The 17,830-nt window shown below is 74.3% G+C and carries 16 protein-coding genes and 2 pseudogenes; 5 read left to right on the top strand and 13 right to left on the bottom strand.

Going from position 1 to position 17,830, the window contains the following annotated elements:
• Window position 1: 1 nt before the first annotated feature.
• The 4 genes and pseudogenes from G7075_RS18465 to G7075_RS18450 form a co-directional block, all read right to left on the bottom strand.
• Window positions 2–2,212, bottom strand: coding sequence for an MFS transporter (locus G7075_RS18465; RefSeq protein ID WP_371814119.1), 2,211 nt, complete (start codon window positions 2,210–2,212; stop codon window positions 2–4).
• Window positions 2,193–2,885 carry an LppX_LprAFG lipoprotein gene (locus G7075_RS18460; RefSeq protein ID WP_166123917.1) on the bottom strand — a complete coding sequence of 231 codons (693 nt, stop codon included), beginning with the start codon at window positions 2,883–2,885 and terminating at the stop codon, window positions 2,193–2,195. Before G7075_RS18460 ends, G7075_RS18465 begins: the two co-directional genes overlap by 20 nt.
• 36 nt (window positions 2,886–2,921) lie before the next feature.
• Window positions 2,922–5,485 (bottom strand): annotated as a pseudogene (locus tag G7075_RS18455) (ATP-dependent Clp protease ATP-binding subunit).
• Window positions 5,486–5,608: 123 nt separating this feature from the next.
• Window positions 5,609–5,875, bottom strand: coding sequence for a ribonuclease E inhibitor RraB (locus G7075_RS18450; protein WP_166123916.1), 267 nt, complete (start codon window positions 5,873–5,875; stop codon window positions 5,609–5,611).
• Between the two features lie 78 nt (window positions 5,876–5,953).
• Between G7075_RS18450 and G7075_RS18445 the strand changes: the two genes are divergently transcribed.
• Together G7075_RS18445 and G7075_RS18440 are read left to right on the top strand one after the other, a co-directional pair.
• Window positions 5,954–6,760 (top strand): TspO/MBR family protein, encoded by an 807-nt coding sequence (locus G7075_RS18445; protein WP_166123915.1) that lies wholly within the window; start codon window positions 5,954–5,956, stop codon window positions 6,758–6,760.
• 77 nt (window positions 6,761–6,837) lie between these two features.
• The gene (locus G7075_RS18440) at window positions 6,838–7,854 is read left to right on the top strand and encodes a hypothetical protein (RefSeq protein ID WP_166123914.1); all 1,017 of its coding nucleotides are present in this window, start codon (window positions 6,838–6,840) and stop codon (window positions 7,852–7,854) included.
• A 6-nt stretch (window positions 7,855–7,860) separates the two neighbouring features.
• Here the strand turns inward: G7075_RS18440 and G7075_RS18435 are convergent, their stop codons facing one another.
• The 6 genes from G7075_RS18435 to G7075_RS18410 all read right to left on the bottom strand — a co-directional run bounded on the left by G7075_RS18435 (window position 7,861) and on the right by G7075_RS18410 (window position 14,892).
• Window positions 7,861–9,390, bottom strand: coding sequence for an FGGY-family carbohydrate kinase (locus G7075_RS18435; RefSeq protein ID WP_240917748.1), 1,530 nt, complete (start codon window positions 9,388–9,390; stop codon window positions 7,861–7,863).
• A gap of 206 nt (window positions 9,391–9,596) precedes the next feature.
• Complete coding sequence (locus G7075_RS18430; protein ID WP_166123913.1) at window positions 9,597–10,055, bottom strand: heat shock protein transcriptional repressor HspR; 459 nt, start codon at window positions 10,053–10,055, stop codon at window positions 9,597–9,599.
• 14 nt (window positions 10,056–10,069) lie between these two features.
• Window positions 10,070–11,101 carry a DnaJ C-terminal domain-containing protein gene (locus G7075_RS18425; RefSeq protein WP_166123912.1) on the bottom strand — a complete coding sequence of 344 codons (1,032 nt, stop codon included), beginning with the start codon at window positions 11,099–11,101 and terminating at the stop codon, window positions 10,070–10,072.
• Window positions 11,102–11,133: 32 nt separating this feature from the next.
• On the bottom strand, window positions 11,134–11,769 hold the full coding sequence (gene grpE / locus G7075_RS18420; RefSeq protein WP_240917747.1) for a nucleotide exchange factor GrpE: 636 nt from the start codon (window positions 11,767–11,769) through the stop codon (window positions 11,134–11,136).
• On the bottom strand, window positions 11,766–13,661 hold the full coding sequence (gene dnaK, locus G7075_RS18415) for a molecular chaperone DnaK (RefSeq protein WP_166123911.1): 1,896 nt from the start codon (window positions 13,659–13,661) through the stop codon (window positions 11,766–11,768). The genes grpE and dnaK overlap by 4 nt, the downstream gene beginning before the upstream one ends.
• A 244-nt stretch (window positions 13,662–13,905) precedes the next feature.
• A complete protein-coding gene (locus G7075_RS18410; RefSeq protein WP_166123910.1) occupies window positions 13,906–14,892 on the bottom strand; it encodes an LLM class F420-dependent oxidoreductase in 987 nt (328 codons plus the stop codon).
• Window positions 14,893–14,953: 61 nt separating this feature from the next.
• Between G7075_RS18410 and G7075_RS18405 the strand changes: the two genes are divergently transcribed.
• Together G7075_RS18405 and G7075_RS18400 are read left to right on the top strand one after the other, a co-directional pair.
• Window positions 14,954–15,454: a hypothetical protein gene (locus G7075_RS18405; RefSeq protein ID WP_166123909.1), complete on the top strand. Its 501-nt coding sequence runs from the start codon at window positions 14,954–14,956 to the stop codon at window positions 15,452–15,454.
• Window positions 15,455–15,650: 196 nt separating this feature from the next.
• Entirely contained in the window at window positions 15,651–15,881 is a 231-nt protein-coding gene (locus G7075_RS18400; RefSeq protein WP_166123908.1) for a DUF3072 domain-containing protein, read from the top strand.
• A gap of 39 nt (window positions 15,882–15,920) precedes the next feature.
• Here G7075_RS18400 and G7075_RS21745 read toward each other — a convergent pair whose 3' ends face one another.
• From G7075_RS21745 to G7075_RS23175, 3 genes and pseudogenes are all read right to left on the bottom strand, one after another.
• Window positions 15,921–16,346, bottom strand: a complete 426-nt coding sequence (locus G7075_RS21745; RefSeq protein WP_240917746.1) for a hypothetical protein — start codon at window positions 16,344–16,346, stop codon at window positions 15,921–15,923.
• Window positions 16,310–16,642 carry a patatin-like phospholipase family protein gene (locus G7075_RS23180; RefSeq protein ID WP_371814261.1) on the bottom strand — a complete coding sequence of 111 codons (333 nt, stop codon included), beginning with the start codon at window positions 16,640–16,642 and terminating at the stop codon, window positions 16,310–16,312. The genes G7075_RS21745 and G7075_RS23180 overlap by 37 nt, the downstream gene beginning before the upstream one ends.
• Before the next feature lie 176 nt (window positions 16,643–16,818).
• Window positions 16,819–16,902: pseudogene (locus G7075_RS23175) on the bottom strand (hypothetical protein); the annotation flags it as partial.
• Between the two features lie 53 nt (window positions 16,903–16,955).
• Between G7075_RS23175 and G7075_RS18385 the strand changes: the two are divergent.
• On the top strand, window positions 16,956–17,801 hold the full coding sequence (locus tag G7075_RS18385; protein WP_166123907.1) for a patatin-like phospholipase family protein: 846 nt from the start codon (window positions 16,956–16,958) through the stop codon (window positions 17,799–17,801).
• Window positions 17,802–17,830: the final 29 nt, after the last annotated feature.

The following is a 17,830-nucleotide window of genomic DNA, read 5'->3' as shown; positions in this document are numbered from 1 at the left end:
GTCAGTGACGGGTGAGGATGCCGGCGGCGTAGGCCGCCTGCCCGACGTGCTGCGTCGCGTCGTTGAGCGCGCTGACCAGCCGGACCCCGAGCGTCACCGGCGGGTCCCAGTCCTCGTCGACGACCCGGTCGAGGTGGGCGTCGGTCACCGTCCCGAGGGCGTCGGCGACGAGGGCGACCGTCGCGTCGAAGTAGCCGCGCAGGTCGGCGGCCGAGGCCCGGACGGCGAGCACGTCGTCGTAGTCCATCCCGTACCCGTGCGCGCTGGCCGGGAACGGCAGGGCGAAGCGGTCGTACCAGCCGTCGGTCGTCCACACGACGTCGCGGTCGAAGGCGTCCGCGACGTGGGTGTCGAGGACCCGTGTCAGGTGCCAGACCAGCCAGGCGACGGTGTTGGCGCCGTCGACGGGAGGTTCGGACAGCCGCTCCTCGGGGATGTCGTCGAGCAGGCCGCGCACGGTCTCGCGCACGCGGTCGAGGACGTCGAGGAGGAGCTCGCTCGTGGTCGCCATGCCGCCGACGCTACCCGCGCCGAGCCGCCGGCAACCCCCGGGGACGGTGGCCGCCGACCGTGTCGTGCTCCGGCCGAGGGTCAGCGCGAGCAGGGCCCCGAGCACGGCCGCCCCGGTGGCGCCGCGGAACACCGACGAGACCTGGACGACGGCGGCCGCGCGCAGGGCGTCGGTGTCGGTCGGGTCGGGCAGCGCCGCGACGGCTCCGTAGTAGGCGTGCAGCCCGACGGCGGTGAGCAGCGCCAGCCCGACGACCATCCCGACCATCCGCGCGACGACGACGAGGGCCGAGGCGGTGCCGTGGGTGTCGTCGGACGACTCGGCGAGCGCGGCGTCGTTGACGGGGGCCAGCGCCAGCCCGATGCCGAGGCCGGTGACGGCCAGCACCGGTGTCGAGGTCCAGTGCTCCAGCGAGGCGCCGTCCCACGTCGACATGACGCCGAGTCCCGTTGCCGTGAGGGCGAGTCCACCACCGGCGACCACACCCGCCCCCGCCCGGCGCAGCAGCCAGCCCCCGGCGAGCGCCCCGACGGGAACGGCGACGAGGAAGCGGACGAGGACGAGGGCCGCCTCGCTCTGCCCGATGGTGTCGCCACCCTCGGTCGCGGGGACGAGGCGGGCGAGGAGCGGGACGTCGACGACGACGGCCACGAGCGCGACCCCGACGAGCAGCGAGACACCGAGTGCGCGGACGAGCCGCCCCCGCACCAGCCCGCGCGGGACCAGCGGTGAGAGCGCCCGTCGGTGGTGCACGACGTAGGCGGCGACGAGCAGGGCCGCGACCGGCAGGAGGGCGTACCCCAGCGGCCCGACGACCTCGCGCTCCGGATCGGCCGCCGCGAAGGTGAGGACCACCGCGCCGAGCGCGCCCCCGACGAGCGCGGCACCGAGCAGGTCGACCCGTCGCAGCGCCGCCCAGCGACCGCGCATCGTCGCGCCGAGGGCCAGCACCGTGAGGACCGCGGCCACGACCCCGATCGGCGTCGCGAGCCGCGAGGTCGCGTCGCCGAAGGGCACGAACGGCACGCCGAGGTCGACGCTCGTCACGAGGGACTCCGGGGCGGCGAGCGCCAGCCAGCCGGTCGCCACCGCGAGCGCCCCGAGCACCGCCGGGAGCACCCTCGGGCGCTGCACCCCGCCGCCCCCGGTGACCACGACGGCCCCGGCGAGGACGACCCCGGCGAGGGCCCCGAGCCAGAAGATGGCCCGCCAGTCGGCGACGACGAGCACCGCCGCACCCAGGACCGGCCCGAGCACCGACCCGAGCTCCTGGACGGCGCCGACGACCCCGAGCGGGACGCCCCGCCGGCCGGCCGGCCAGAGGTCGGCGACGAGGGCCAGCGTGGCCGGGACGAGCCCACCGCCGCCGACGCCCTGCACGACCCGGCCGGTGACGAGCACCGGCAGCTCGACGGCGAGCGCCGTGACCATCGAGCCGACGACGAAGACGGCGAGGCACCCGAGCAGCACGCGGCGCCGGTCGACGAGGTCGGCCAGCCGTCCCACGAGGGGCAGCACGGCGACGTAGCCGAGGAGGAACCCGGAGACGATGGGGGTGGCCCGCTGCAGGGAGTCGATGCCGACCCCGACGCCGCGCATCATGTCGGTGAGGGCCAGCACGACGACGTAGGTGTCGGCCGCGGCCAGGGCGACGGCGACGGAGGCCGCGCCGAGCAGCGCCCTAGGGGCGGGTGATCGCAACGGGCTTGCCGTAGTCGGTGAGCGTCAGCGTGTAGGTGGAGTCCCCGCCGTCGAAGAACGGCCCGACGAGGGTGGCCGTGCGCAGCTGGTCGGCGTCGGTGAGCCCGAAGGTGACACGGTAGGTGCCGGTGCCGTCACCGAGGTGGAAGAGGTCGGAGATCCGCTGTGCCGGAAGGGTTCCGGAGACCTGCGTGAGCACCTCCTTGCCGGCGCGCACCTCCCCGCCGGCCTTCGGCGACCGGGTCACGGGCAGCAGGCCGGCGATGCCCGTGGCGGGGTCGAAGAAGCCGGCCGGGTTCGGGGCGTTGAGGGTCGAGAGGTCGAACTTCTCGAAGTCGGGCGTGAAGAGCTTGAGGTAGGCGTCGTCACCGACCGCGATGACGTCGATGGTCGCCGCGACGCCACGCACCGTGCCGGTGATGGTGCCCTTGAACTTCGGCTCGGTGCCGTCGACGACGCCCTCGCCCTTGGCCGCGCTGACGCCGTTCTCGGTGGGCGGCACGCCCTTGCTCGAGAGGTCGAGCGACACCGACTTCGCGGAGGCCAGGGCGGCCCGGGCGGCCTCGAGCCGCTCGGCCGGCGGCTTGCCGGAGGCCTCGTCGCCACCCCCGCCGCAGCCCGCGGCGAGGAGGGTGGCCGCGGCCAGGAGGGCGAGGACGGGGCGGCGGCGCATGGCGGTCAGGGTAACCGCCACGCGCCGCGCCACGGCTCAGGTCAGGGTGAGTCCGTCGCCCGTCGCGTCGAGCCCGACGGTGACGGTGTCGCCGTCACGCACCTCGCCGGCGAGCAGGGCGGTCGCGAGGCGGTCGCCGATCTCGCGCTGCACGAGGCGCCGCAGCGGCCGGGCGCCGAACGCCGGGTCGTAGCCGGTGCGGGCCAGCCAGGCCTTCGCGTCGTCGGTGACGTCGAGGTCGATCCGCCGGTCGGCGAGCCGGGTCGAGAGCGCCCGGACCTGGAGGTCGACGATGCGGGCCAGCTCGTCGGTGGACAGCGGGTCGAAGACGACGACCTCGTCGAGCCGGTTGAGGAACTCGGGCTTGAACGCCTGCCGGACGGTGGCCATCACGGCCTCGCGCTTGGCCTCGGGGTCGGTCGTCGGGTCGACGAGGAACTGCGACCCGAGGTTGCTCGTCATGACGAGGATGACGTTGCGGAAGTCGACCGTGCGGCCCTGGCCGTCGGTGAGCCGTCCGTCGTCGAGGACCTGGAGCAGGATGTCGAAGGTCTCGGGGTGGGCCTTCTCGACCTCGTCGAGCAGCACGACCGAGTAGGGGCGCCGACGGACGGCCTCGGTGAGCTGGCCGCCCTCCTCGTACCCGACGTATCCCGGCGGGGCGCCGATGAGCCGGGCCACCGAGTGGCGCTCGGAGTACTCGGACATGTCGAGCCGGACCATCGCCCGCTCGTCGTCGAAGAGGAAGTCCGCCAACGACTTCGCCAGCTCGGTCTTGCCGACACCGGTCGGGCCGAGGAAGAGGAACGAGCCGGTGGGGCGGTCGGGGTCGGCGATGCCGGCCCGGCTGCGGCGCACGGCGTCGGACACCGCGCGCACGGCCTCGGCCTGGCCGATGAGCCGCGAGCCGATGATCGACTCCATCGAGAGCAGCTTCTCGGTCTCGCCCTGGAGCAGCCGCCCCGCGGGGATGCCGGTCCACGCGGCGATGACCTCGGCGATGTCGTCGGGTCCGACCCGTTCCTTGACCATGAGGTCCTCGCCGCCCGCGGACTCGGCGGCCACCGCGGCCTCGAGCTGGGACTGAAGCGCCGGGATCTCGCCGTACAGCAGGCGCGAGGCGCCCTCGTAGTCGCCGTCACGCTGGAGCCGCTCGGCCTGGGTGCGCAGGTCGTCGAGGCGGGCCTTGAGGTCGCCGACCCGGTTGAGGCCCTCCTTCTCGGCCTCCCAGCGGGCGGTCAGGGCCGCGAGCTCCTCGGCCTTGTCGGCGAGGTCGGCCCGCAGCCGCCCCAGCCGCTCGATCGAGGCCTCGTCGGTCTCCTTGGCGAGGTGCAGCTCCTCCATCCGCAGCCGGTCGACGGCACGGCGCAGGACGTCGATCTCGACCGGGCTGGAGTCGATCTCCATCCGCAGCCGGGAGGCGGCCTCGTCGACGAGGTCGATGGCCTTGTCCGGCAGCTGGCGCCCGGAGATGTAGCGGTCGGAGAGGGAGGCGGCGGCCACGAGCGCGGCGTCCTCGATCTCGACCTTGTGGTGCGCCTCGTAGCGCTCCTTGAGCCCGCGGAGGATGGCGACGGTGTCCTCGACGGAGGGCTCGCCGACGTAGACCTGCTGGAAGCGGCGCTCGAGGGCGGGGTCCTTCTCGACGTGCTCGCGGTACTCGTCGAGGGTCGTGGCCCCGACGAGGCGCAGCTCGCCGCGGGCCAGCATCGGCTTGAGCATGTTGCTCGCGTCCATCGCCGACTCGCCGGTGGCGCCGGCCCCGACGACGGTGTGCAGCTCGTCGATGAAGGTGACGACCTGGCCGTCGGAACCCTTGATCTCCTCGAGGACGGCCTTGAGCCGCTCCTCGAACTCACCGCGGTACTTTGCGCCGGCGACCATCGCGCCGAGGTCGAGGCTGACGAGTCGCTTGTCCCGCAACGACTCCGGGACGTCGCCGTCGACGATGCGCTGGGCGAGTCCCTCGACGACGGCGGTCTTGCCGACGCCGGGCTCGCCGATGAGCACCGGGTTGTTCTTGGTGCGGCGCGAGAGGACCTGCACGACGCGGCGGATCTCGTCGTCACGGCCGATCACGGGGTCGAGGCGGCCGTCGCGGGCGGCCTGGGTGAGGTCGGTGCCGTACTGCGCCAGCGCCTCCCCGCCCTCGACGGGCGTCTCGGAGGTGACCTGACGGCCGTCGCGCAGCTCGGTGATGCGCCGCTCCATGTCGCGGGCGCCACGCTTCTCGACGGCGGCGAGGTGGCCGGTCTCGGCGAGCGCGAGGAGGAGCAGGTCGAGGGCGAGGAAGGTGTCGCCCTTGGCGCGCATCAGGGTGTCGGCCTGCTGGAGGACGGTGACGGCCTCGCGCCCGAGCGTGGGTGAGGCGGCCGCGCCGCTCGTGGTCGGCAGCGCCCGCAGCCGGGCGTCGGCCTGCCCGAGCACGTGGGCCGCCCCGGTGCCGGCGGCGGTGAGGAGGGCGTCGGCGAGCGGGGTGTCGAGCCGCACGGCGGCGCTCGTCAGGTGGTCGGGGGTGACCTCGGGTGGCCGGCGGTCTGCGCGGCGCGCTGGGCGAGGGCGAGGGCCTCGGCGACCTTCGTCGTCGGCTTCAGCTCCATGAGGGTGTCTCTCCTGGTCGGGCGGGGTGGGCGTCACCGGGTGCAACACTCACCAAAGTTGAGTGTATTCCGCTCAAGGCGCTCTCGCGAGCCGGAGGAGGTGCAGGTCACGCGGGTCGGCCGTCAGCCGGCCGGGTCGGGGTCGTACCAGCCGCCCCGCTCGTCGGCGAGGGCCGCGAACCGGTCGCGCAGGCCCTGGGCCACCGGCCGGCTCTCGTCGACGACGTTCTCCTCGCGGACGAGGACGCCCCACTCGTGGTCCTCGGCGTCGTCCTCTCCGGCGAGCGCCTCGCGGACCACCCGGACGTCGTCGAAGCCGTCTTCGCGCAGTCCGTCCGCGACGTCCTCGGCGGTCTCGCGGTCGGGGAAGACGATGAGGTGCTCGGTCACGCGCCAAGTATGGACGCGCGGGGCGCCGGCGCGACCCTGCGACGGCACCGTCCGGCGCGGCCCGGATACCGTCGGGGCATGAGCGCCGGCACCGTGACGACCTCGACCACCCCGACCTCCGCCGACCGGCTGCGCCAGGTGGGCGTCACGCTCGCGGAGGTGTTCTGCGTCGTCGGCACGCTCGTCGGCGTCGGGGTCATCGGCACCCGGGTCGAGGAGTCGTCGGGCGGCGCGCTGGCCGCCGACGCGACCCTCGTCGCCCCCGCCGGCCCGGCCTTCTCGATCTGGACCCCGATCTACCTCGGCCTGCTGGGCTACACCGTGTGGCAGTGGCTGCCACAGCAGGCGGCCGAGCCCCGGCACCGGGCCATCGGGTGGCTCGTCGCGGTCTCCATGGTGCTCAACGCCGGGTGGCTGCTCGTCACCCAGCAGGGCTGGCTGTGGGCGAGCGTCGTCGTCATCGTGGCCCTCGCGCTGACCCTCGGGCTGCTCGTGCGCCGGCTCCAGGAGCACCCGACCTACGGCCACGGCGAGTCCGTCCTCGTCGACGGTACCTTCGGCCTCTACCTCGGGTGGGTGAGCGTGGCGACGGTCGCGAACATCACGACGACGCTCATCGAGAGCGGTGTCGCGCCGGGGCGCACCGTCGCGGAGGTGCTCGCGGTCGTCGTCCTCGCGGTGGCCGCCGGCCTGGGGGTGCTCTACGCGCGCCGGCTCGGCGGACGGTGGGCCGTGGCCGTCGCGATGGCGTGGGGGCTGGCCTGGATCGGCTGGGGCCGGCTGGCCGACGAGCCCTCCTCGACGGTCGTCGGGGGCGTCGCCCTCGTCGCCGCCGTCGTCGTGCTCGCGGCGCCGGCCCGGGTCCGCCGGGACGCCACCACCTGACCCGGCGGCCCTCGACGAGCCGGCGTCCGGGCCGCACCGGAGCCCCCGTTGCGGGCCGGGCCGGGGCACGGTGGGGCATGGACACGACCTGGACCGCCCCTGCCGCCGCCCTTCCCCGTCCCTCGCGCCGCACGGCCGTCGCCGCCGCAGCACTCGGTGCCACCGCGCTCCTCGTCGCGCCGGACCGCGCCGACGCGCACGGCCGCGAGCGCGGTCACGGGCACCACCCCCCGCGCCTCCCCGACACGGTGCGCCTGCCCGACGGGCTGCAGCCGGAGGGCATCACCTCCGGGCCCGGCACGACGTACTACGTCGGCTCGCTCAACGACGGGCGCATCGTCACCGGCGACCTCGCCCGCGGCACGCAGCGGGTGCTGCTCCCGGGTGCCACGGGGCGCCAGCTGCGCGGCCTGCGGTGGGACGCCCGCTCCGGCCTGGTCTGGGCCGTGGGCAACGTCGGCACGGTGGCGCACGTGTGGGCGGTCGACGCCCGGAAGGGCACCGTCGTCGCCGACGTCGTCGTCCCGGGCGGTGGCTTCCTCAACGACCTCGACCTCGCCGGACGCACCGTCTGGGTCACCGACTCGCGCGTCGACCGGCTCACCGCCATCGACCTCGACAAGCGCGGCCGGCCGGCTTCCGGCACACCGCGGTTCGTCGCGCTGAGCGGTGACTGGCCGGGCTACGACGGCACCAACCTCGCGGCCAACGGCATCCGCGTGACGCGGGGCGCGGCCCTGCTCGACCACAGCACGGAGGGCGGCCTCTGGGCCGCTGACCCCCGCACCGGGCGGGTCCGCGAGGTGCCCGTCGTCGGCGGGCCCGGGATCACGGGCGGCGACGGTCTCGAGCTGCGCGGCTCGACGCTCTGGGTCGTCCGCGGCAGCGGTCAGGCGGAGGTCTCGGTGCTCTCGCTCGACTGCGGCCGCCGCGGCTGGTCGGCCCGCTGGCGCGGGGCGCTCACCGACGAGACGCTCGACGTCCCCTCGACCGCGACCTACGCCGGCGGCTCGCTCTGGGCCGTCAACGCCCGCTTCGGGGTGGCCTCCCCCGCCACCGCGACCTACCGGCTCACGAGGCTCCCCGCCCACTGACCGGGGTCAGGGCTCGGGGGTGTCGGCGATGTCGGCGAGCCGGTGCATGTGCCGGGCGGTGTCGGCGTAGAGCTCGGTGAAGACGCCGTGGATCCGGTCGTAGCGAGCACGGGTCGCCGGGTCCGGCTCGACGACCCGGCCGATCCTGGCCCAGTCCGTCTCCGGCGCGACGTGCCCCGTGCCGACGGCTGACAGGAGGGCGCTGCCGTAGCTGGCGCCGATGGTCTCCTCCGGCACGACCTGGGTGCGGCCGCTGACGTCGCTGACCACCTGGGTGAGCAGCGCCGACTTCGTGCCGCCGCCGACCGCCACGAGCCGGGGTGCGGACGCGGGGTGGGCCCGCGGGACCGTGTCGAGGAGCTCGAGGATCTGCCGGACCCCGAAGGCGATGCCCTCGTACGCGGCCCGCAGGAGGTGCCCCCGGCCGTGCCGCAGCGTCAGCCCGACGGCGACGCCGCTGGCGCGGGGATCCTGGACGGGCGTCCGCTCGCCGGCGAAGTAGGGCAGCAGCACGAGCCCCTCGGCACCGGCCGGGACCGCCGCCGCCTCGGCCTCGAGGCCGCCGAGCGGCGCGTCCCCGGTGAGGTCGTGCACCCAGCGGACGAGCGAGCCGCCGGTCGCCGTGCCGGCGGCGAGCGTCCGGCTGCCGGGGTGCACACCGACGGTCGTCCAGAGGCCCGGGGCCACGGTGAAGTCCTCGATCGGGCGGACGAGGAACATCGTCGAGCCGTACATGAGCATCACGTCGTCGGTGCCGCGCACGCCGGCCGAGAATGCCTCCGCCCACGCGTCGACGGTGCCGGCCGAGACCGGGGTGCCCTCGGGCAGACCGGTCTGCGCGGCCGCCGCCGCCGTGACGGTGCCGACGACCTCGTGCGGCCAGACCAGCCGTGGCAGCTCGAGGCCGTCGCCGGCGACCTCGGCCACCCAGTGGTGGGCCCAGTCCAGGGCGGAGACGTCGTAGAGGGGGTCGCACTGGCTCGCGGACTGGTGGTCGAGGACGTACTCGCCGGTGAGCCGGCCGGCGACCCAGCCGTTGAGGCCCCACCAGCGGCGGGCCCGGGCGAACACCTCGGGCTCCTCCTCGCGGACCCAGAGCAGCTTGGGGCCGACCGCCTGGGTGGTCAGGTCCTTTCCGCAGCGCGCCCGGATCGCGTCGGCGCCGAGGCGGTCGGTCAGGGCCTCGATCTGGCGGGTCGAGCGGCCGTCGATGCCGTAGAGGATGGCCGGTCGCACGGGGGTGCCCTCGGCGTCGGTGAGCACGAGGCAGGGACCCATCCCGCTGACGCACACCCCGGCGACGGCGTCGGCCCCGACCGCCTCGACCAGCTCGCGGGAGACGGCGGCGACATCGGCCCACCAGGCGCCCTCCGGGTCCATCTCCGCCCAGCCGGGGCGCGGCAGGTCCATCTGGTGCGGCCGGGAGGCGGTGGCCAGCACCCGTCCGTCACCGGTGACCGCGACGCCCTTGGTGCTGCCCGTGCCGACGTCGAGACCCACGAAGACCTGCGGCACGGCACCTCCGGGGACGGTCACGGGATGGCGGGGGCTCCATCGTGCCAGAGCGGCCCGGCGGCGGACTCGACGCTCGTCGAGGCTCGCCGCCGGCCGCCGTTCGCGCCCAGCCGGCGTCACCGAGAGGAGGCAACACGCAGAGGATCAGCGCCGACCGCCTGCGTGTTGCCTCCTCTCGGCGCGAGGGGCGTCACGGAGGGCGGGAGGGCCTCCAGCGGGCCGCGAGCTCAGCGGTGGTGGGTGGGGCGCCAGACGACGAGCGCCTGGCTGCGGTCGCTGCGCGGCCGCTCGCCGAGCCGGGCCGCGAACACGTCGCCGGTCGGGCTCACCGAGAAGACGCGCGTCGTGCGTCCGCTGCCGGCCTCGAGCGCGTCGACCTCGGCGGCCAGCTCGGCGACCCGGGCGCGCAGGGCCTCGACCTGGTTCTCCAGCTCGAGGATGCGGGCGATGCCGGCCAGCGAGACGCCCTCGTCCTGGGAGAGCCGCTGCACCTCGCGCAGCAACGCGACGTCGCGCTGGCTGTAGCGACGGCCCCCGCCCTTGGTGCGCGAGGGGGTGACGAGCCCGAGCCGGTCGTACTGGCGCAGGGTCTGCGCGTGCATGCCGGCGAGCTCGGCCGCGACGGAGATGACGAAGACGGGCGAGTCGTCGTCGGGCGCGAAGGCGGACAGGTCGAGTCGGGCCATCGGTGCACCTCCCGTCAGGTCGCGGCCTGCTGGAACAGGGTGGCACGCGGGTCGGCGTCACCCTCGGCGTCGCGCAGGGTCTCGACCGCGCGGCGCGCCTCGTCGGAGAGGCGCTGCGGGACGACGACCTGCACGCGCGCGAGCAGGTCGCCCGTGCCGTGCCGGCCGGCGACGCCACGGCCCTTGACCCGCAGCACGCGGCCGCTCGGCGTGCCGGGCGCGACCTTGACGCGCACCGACGAGCCGTCGAGGGTCGGCACGGGAACCGTTGCCCCGAGGGCGGCCTCGGCGAACGTGACGGGCAGGTCGACGGTGAGATGGTCGCCGTCGCGACCGAAGACGGGGTGCTTGTCGACGGCGACGGTGAGGATGAGGTCGCCCTTCGGCGCCCCGGGGTCGCCCTGGCCACCCTTGCCGCGCAACCGGATCTTCTGGCCGTCACGCACCCCGGCGGGGATCTTCGTCGTGACCCGCTGCCCGTCGACGGTGGTCAGCGTGACGGTCGAGCCCTCGACGGCGTCGCGGAAGCCGAGGGTCGTCCGGGCGTTGACGTCGGCCCCGGGACGCGGGCCACGGGTACCGCGGAAACCGGTGCCGCCGAACGGGTCCCCGCCGGCAGCACCCGCCCCGCCGCCGAACATCTGGGCGAGGATGTCGTTGATGTCCTCGCCGCCGGTCTGCTGGCCGGGCCCGCCGCTGGAGAACCGGACCCGGGAGCCGCCACCCCCGCCGCCGAACGCGCTGAAGATGTCCTCGAAGCCGCTGGCGCCGCCCGGCCCCCCGGCGCCGGCGCGGAAGCGCGCCCCGCCGCCGGCCATCGAGCGCACGGCGTCGTACTCCTGGCGCTGCTTGGGGTCCGACAGCACGGCGTTGGCCTCGCCGATGTCCTTGAAGCGCTGCTCGGCCGCGGTGTCCCCGGCGTTCTGGTCGGGGTGGTGCTTGCGCGCGAGCTTGCGGTACGCCTTCTTGATCGCGGCCTCGTCGGCGTCCTTCGGGACGCCGAGGATCGCGTAGAAGTCCTTCTCGAACCAGTCCTGGCTGGCCATCGGCGCCTCCTCTCGGTCGCTCGGTGCAGGGGTCAGGCGGGGTCGGCCACGGCGACCCGGGCGGGGCGCAGGACCTGCTCACCCGCACGGTAGCCGGGCTGGAGCACGGTGACGACGGTCGTGGCCGTGGCGCCGGCCGGGAGGTCGGCGTCGTCGGCGGGCCACGGCGCGTGCATCAGGGCCTCGTGCTGCTGCGGGTCGAACTCCTCGCCCTTGGCCCCGAAGCGGCTGAGGCCGTAGCGGCCGAGCGCACCCTCGAGCTTGTCGGCGATGGCCGCGAACGGCCCGGTGAGGTCGCCGTGCTCGCGCGCGGCGTGGATGTCGTCGAGCGTGGGCAGCAGCGACTCGAGGACGTCGCGGACGACCCTCTCCTGCACCACGGCCCGGTCGCGGTCGACCCGGCGCTTGTAGTTGACGTACTCGGCCTGGAGGCGCTGGAGGTCGGCGAGCCGCTCGGCCGCGAGCACCGTGTCCGGGTGTGCGGCACCGGCGTCCGGCATCTCGGCCGCAGCCTCGGCGGGAGCCTCGGCGGGCTCGCCCGCGGGCACCTCGGCAGCCGCGGGGGCGGCGGCCCCGGACTGCTCCGGGGCCGCCTCCTCACCGTGCTGCTGCGGCTCGTCGTTGACCGCCTCGGTGTTCACCGAGTCGTCCGTCGAGGAGTCGGTCACTTCTTCTCCTCGTCGTCCTCGACGACCTCGGCGTCGACGACGTCGTCGTCACCCGCGTCGGTCGCCGGCTGCCCACCGTCGGTCGACTCGGCACCGGGCACGTCACCCGACTCGCCCTGCTCGGCGGCCGCGGCGTAGACGGCCGCGCCCATCTCCTGGGACCTGGTGTTGAGGGTGTCGATCTTGGCCTTGATGTCCTCGGTGGACGCCCCGCTGTCGGGCTTGATGGCGTCCTTGAGGGCCGCGAGCGCCTCGTCGACCGGGGCGCGGTGCTCGTCGGAGACCTTGTCGCCGGACTCGGAGAGGAACTTCTCGGTGGAGAAGACCAGCGACTCGCCCATGTTGCGGGCCTCGGTCTCCTCGCGGCGGGCCTTGTCCTCCTCGGCGTGCGCCTCGGCGTCCTTGACCATCCGCTCGATCTCCTCCTTCGACAGGGCGGACCCGCCGGAGATGGTGATCTTCTGCTCCTTGCCGGTGCCCCGGTCCTTCGCGGAGACGTTGACGATGCCGTTGGCGTCGATGTCGAAGGTGACCTCGACCTGCGGCACGCCACGCGGCGCCGGCGCGATGCCGGAGAGCTCGAAGGTGCCGAGCGGCTTGTTCTGCTGCGCGATCTCGCGCTCGCCCTGGAAGACCTGGATGAGCACCGACGGCTGGTTGTCCTCGGCCGTCGAGAAGACCTCGCTGCGCTTGGTCGGGATCGCGGTGTTGCGCTCGATGAGCTTGGTGAACAGCCCGCCCTTGGTCTCGATGCCGAGGCTGAGCGGCGTGACGTCGATGAGCAGGACGTCCTTGCGCTCGCCCTTGAGGACACCGGCCTGGAGGGACGCGCCGAGCGCGACGACCTCGTCGGGGTTGACGCCCTTGTTGGGCTCCTTGCCGCCGGTCAGCTCCTTGACGAGGGCGCTGACGGCCGGCATGCGGGTCGAGCCGCCGACGAGGACGACGTGGTCGATGTCGGCGACCGAGATGCCGGCGTCCTTGACGACGTTCTGGAACGGCTGCTTCGTGCGGTCGAGGAGGTCCTTGGTCATCTGCTCGAACTGGGCGCGGGTCAGCGTCTCGTCGAGGTGGATCGGGCCGTTCTCGGACATCGAGAGGTACTGGAGGGAGATGTTCGTCGAGCTGGCCGACGAGAGCTCCTTCTTGGCCTGCTCGGCGGCGTCGCGCAGGCGCTGCATCGCGATCTTGTCCTTGGCGAGGTCGACGCCGGAGGAGTTCTTCACGACGGTCAGCAGGTGGCCGACGATGCGCTCGTCCCAGTCGTCGCCACCGAGCTTGTTGTCACCGCTGGTGGAGCGGACCTGGATGGTCGAGAAGCCGTCCTCGGGGTCCTTGCCGACCTCGAGGAGCGAGACGTCGAAAGTACCGCCACCGAGGTCGAAGACGAGGATGAGCTCGTCCTCCTTGCCCTTGTCGAGGCCGTAGGCCAGCGCCGCGGCGGTGGGCTCGTTGACGATGCGCAGCACGTTGAGGCCCGCGATCTCGCCGGCCTCCTTGGTGGCCTGGCGCTCGTGGTCGTCGAAGTAGGCGGGGACGGTGATGACCGCGTCGGTGATGGTCTCGCCGAGGTAGGACTCCGCGTCGCGCTTGAGCTTCTGGAGGATGCGGGCGCTGATCTCCTGGGCGGTGTACTTCTTGCCGTCGATCTCGTCGGTGCCCCAGTCGGTGCCCATGTGGCGCTTGACCGAGCGGATGGTGCGGTCGGCGTTGGTGACGGCCTGGCGCTTGGCGATCTCGCCGACCAGCACCTCACCGCCCTTGCTGAACGCGACGACCGACGGGGTGGTGCGACCGCCCTCGGCGTTCGCGATGATGGTGGGCTCGCCGCCCTCGAGGACGGCGACGGCGCTGTTCGTGGTGCCGAGGTCGATGCCGACTGCACGGGCCATGGGGCTGCTCCTTGTGTGGTGCGGTGGTTCGGGTTGAGTGCTTGTCGCTCAAGTTACGCGCGCCGGATCGGCCGGTGCAAATCGTCCGCGTGAAACTTGCGTTCACCTGGCTCAACTCCGGACCGGGCCCGGCTGTTCCCGCCGCGACGAGCACCTGACGGACGCACACCGCGGAGCCATCCGCCCTCCCTCGAGGAGGTGCGGACGACTGCAGGGTGTGCGTGTGTGCGGGGCGGGCGCTCGCTCAGCGGGTGACGAGCGGGGCCAGCGCCTCGGCCATCATCGAGACGACCCCGGGCACGTGGCCGTTGGCGACCATGTTGACGATCAGCCCGTCGACACCGTGGTCGAGGACGCGCTCGCGCAGCTGGCCGGCGACCTCCTCGGGCGTGCCGGCGAACTGGCGGTCGGTGGCCAGGCGGCGCTGGTCCTCGTCCATCGCGTCGAGGTCGACACCGCGCGAGCGGAGGAAGTCGCGGTGCATCGCGCGGGCCGCGTCGCCGTCCTCGTCCATCATGACGAACGCGAGGTAGCTGGTCTCGAGCGTCGACCGGTCGCGACCCTCCTCCGCGCAGCGGGCCTCGAGCGCCTCGAGCTTCTGCGGGATGTCGGAGGCGTTGCAGATGAGGTTGAGGTGGGCCGCGTGCCGGGCGGCGAACCTGAACGTCTTCCGCTCTCCCCCACCGCCGATGAGGATGGGCAGGTCGTCGCGCAGCCGGGGCTCGTTCATCGCGCCCTCGGTGCGGTACCAGTCACCGGAGACGGTCGGGCGCTGGCCGCGGAGCATCGGCTCGATGATCTGGAGCGCCTCGTCGAGCCGGTTGAACCGGTCGGTGAACGTGCCGAACTCGAACCCGAGCTGCTGGTGCTCGAGCTCGAACCAGCCGGCGCCGATGCCGAGGACCGCCCGGCCGGCGCTCACGAGGTCGAGGGTCGTGACCGCCTTCGCGAGCAGCGTCGGGTTGCGGTAGGTGTTGCCGGTGACGAGCGTCGAGAGCTGCACCCGCTCGGTGGCGGTCGCGAGCGCCCCGAGCAGCGTGTAGGCCTCGAGCATCGGCTGGTCCGGGTCGCCGATGCCGGGCAGCTGGTAGAAGTGGTCCATCACGAGGACCGCGTCGACACCGGCGGCATCCGCCTCCTGCGCCTGCTGCACCACGGTGGGCACGATGCGGGCCGGGTCGCCCCCGGGGTAGCTGAAGTTCGGGATCTGGTAGCCGAGGCGGATGCTCATCCTCGGACCGTACGCCCGCGACCCGGGGGCGCGGGAGCCTCCTCCCGTAGCCTCGACGGGCATGGGGACCCAGGACGCCGACCCGACCCGACGCATCGGGGGCTTCGACCGCGCCGGACGCCTGTTCGTCGTCGGCCTGTTCGGGGGCGGCGGCCTCGTCGTGGGGCTGGTGCTGCCGTGGGTCGCCCGGTTCGCCGACGACCACGAGTGGGTGCCGTTCGGTGGTCCGCTGCGCCTCCTCACCTCCTTCGACGGGTCGTGGCTGGTGTGGGGGCGACCGCTCGTCGGGCTGCTGCTCGGGCTGGTGTTCGCCGCCTGGGTCGTCACGAACACCGCGGTGCTGCACGTCGACCCCGACGAGATCCGGGTCGAGCGGCGGGGTGAGGTCGAGCGCGTCATCCCGCGCGCGAAGGTCGACACGGTGCACCGCACGGGCTCGAGGGTGGTCATCGAGACCGCCGGTGGCCGCGAGCTGTTCCGCGACGACGTCGAGGGTGACCGGGCGGCCATCCGCGAGGTGTTCGTCGGTGCGGGCTACCCGTGGGAGGGCCCGCCGGCCTGACGGGTCGACGGGTCCCGCCACCCACGTCAGGTCACCGCAGGCGGCGCCGTCCGCACCTCGGCGGCCGCTCATCATCGGTCGAGGTGATACCGAGCCGTCTCCGGGGGCCGGTTTCACCTCGAACCAGCGGGGAAGGACGACGGCCGGCCGCTCAGCGCACGACCCCGTTGTCGGTGCCTCCGCCTAGCGTGGCCGGATGAGCGACCAGACCCCGATGCCCGAGCAGACCCCCGACCCGCAGGACGCGACCAAGCCACCGGAGCAGTGGGCCACCGGCGACGAGCCCGCCACCGGGCCGCAGCTGAGCTACCTGCAGACCCTCGCGCGCGAGGCCGGCCGCGAGGTGCCCGAGGGGCTCACCAAGGCCCACGCCTCCGAGCTCATCGACGAGCTCCAGGGCGCCTCGCCGCGCGTCGACCCGCAGTGACCACCGGCTCCGGCCCCGGGTGACCGCCCGCGCCGGCCGTCACTGACCGGCGTCGTCGAGAGCCTTGGCGGTCAGCTCGCGCCCGAGCTCGATCATCTCCGGGGCCCGGTGGAAGTCCATCGTCCGGCAGGCGTCCGACGGCACCGAGACGAGCACGTCCGGCGGGTTGCTCGCCATCCGGTACCGGGTGATGAGCGCGGCCATCGTGTCGAACGAGCGGTTGAAGATCTCCGCCGACGCGAGGTCCTTCGGCGCGGGCGCGTAACCGGGCGCCGGCGCGACGGTCGGGGCCCCGCCCCCCTCCGTCACCGGCTCGACGTCCTCGCCGGTCACGGCCTCGCCCGGTGCGTCCTCGCTCGCGTGCGAGCCGCCGATCAGCGCGCTGACCCGGTGGGTCAGCGAGCGCACCGACCCCGCGAGCGGGCCGCTCAGCGGACCCGCCGTGCGCACGGGCGCGACGGCCATCCCCGGCTGTGCCCGGCCTGCAGGCTGACGGCCACGGTGAGGTCGGAGACGACGGCGGCGGTCGGCTCGATCGGCACGGGGTTCATCAGCCCGCCGTCGACGAGGAGCCGGCCGTCGACGACGATCGGCGTCACGAGGCTCGGGATGGCCACCGACGCGCGGACGGCCGTCGCCACGGGCCCGCGCTGGAACCACACCTCGCGGCGGTTGTTGAGGTCGGTCGCGACGGCCGTGAACGGGATCGCGCAGTCCTCGATGAGAGCGCCGCCGAGGATGTCGCCGACCTTCGAGAAGATGCGCTCGGCCCGGATCGCACCTCCCCCACCGAGGTTGAGGTCCAGCAGCCGCCAGACGTCGTACTGCGTGAGGCCGGTGGCCCACTCGGTGTACGCGTCGAGCCGGCCGGCCGCCGCGAGGCCCCGACGAGCGCACCCATCGAGGTGCCGGCGATGGCGACGACCTCGAACCCGCGCTCCTCGAGCACCTGGAGGGCCCCGATGTGCGCGTACCCCCGCGCGCCCCCGGCCCCCAGCGCGAGCGCCACCCGTCGACCCATGCCGCCAGCGTACGACGGCCCCGGGTGCGGGTCGGCGCGCCTACGGTGGGGCGATGACGCGCAGCGCACTCGTCCTCGGCGGCGGCGGCATCACCGGCATCGCCTGGGAGCTCGGCCTCCTCCACGGGCTGGCCCGTGCCGGGGTCGACCTCACCGACGCCGACCTCGTCGTCGGCACGTCCGCCGGTTCGGTCGTCGGCGCCCAGGTCCGCAGCGGCACACCGCTCGACGAGCTCTACGAGGCCCAGCTGGCCCCACCCACCGGCGAGCGCGCGGCAACCCTCTCGCGCTGGACGATGCTCCGCCTCGCCCCCGCCCTCCTCCGGCCCGGCAGCGCTCGCGAGAAGCGCGCCCGCATCGGCCGGAAGGCGTTGCGCGCCAACCCCGGTGACGGTTCCGATCGGGTGGCTGTCATCCGCCACCGTGTCCCGTGGGAGGAGTGGCCGGAGGGTGACCTGCGGGTCACCGCGGTCGACGCCGACACCGGCGAGCTCGTCGTCCTCGACCGTGACGGCGGGGTCGACCTCGTGCACGCCGTCGCGGCCAGCTGCGCCGTGCCGATGGTCTGGCCACCGGTGTCGACGGGCGGGCGCCGCCTCGTCGACGGCGGTGTGCGCTCGACCGCGAACGCCGATCTGGCCGAGGGCTGCGACCCGGTGGTCGTCGTCGCCCCGCTGCCGCGGTCGCTGTCGAGGGCGACGTCCGTCGCCGCCCAGCTGACGCGCACGGGCGCGACCCGCACCGCCGTCCTCGCGCCGGACGCGCGGGCACTGGCGGCCATCGGGAAGAACGTCCTCGACCCCGCCCGCCGCGCTGACGCCGCCCGCGCCGGCCTGGCCCAGGCCGCCGACGTCGCCGACGAGGTCCGGGCCACGTGGTCCGCGACCGCCCGCGGCTAGGCTCGGGACACCGGCCGACGAGGAGGACC

Source organism: Phycicoccus sp. HDW14 (assembly GCF_011383005.1).
Taxonomy (GTDB): Bacteria; Actinomycetota; Actinomycetes; order Actinomycetales; family Dermatophilaceae; genus Phycicoccus.
This window is presented reverse-complemented; position numbering and strand designations above follow the sequence as displayed.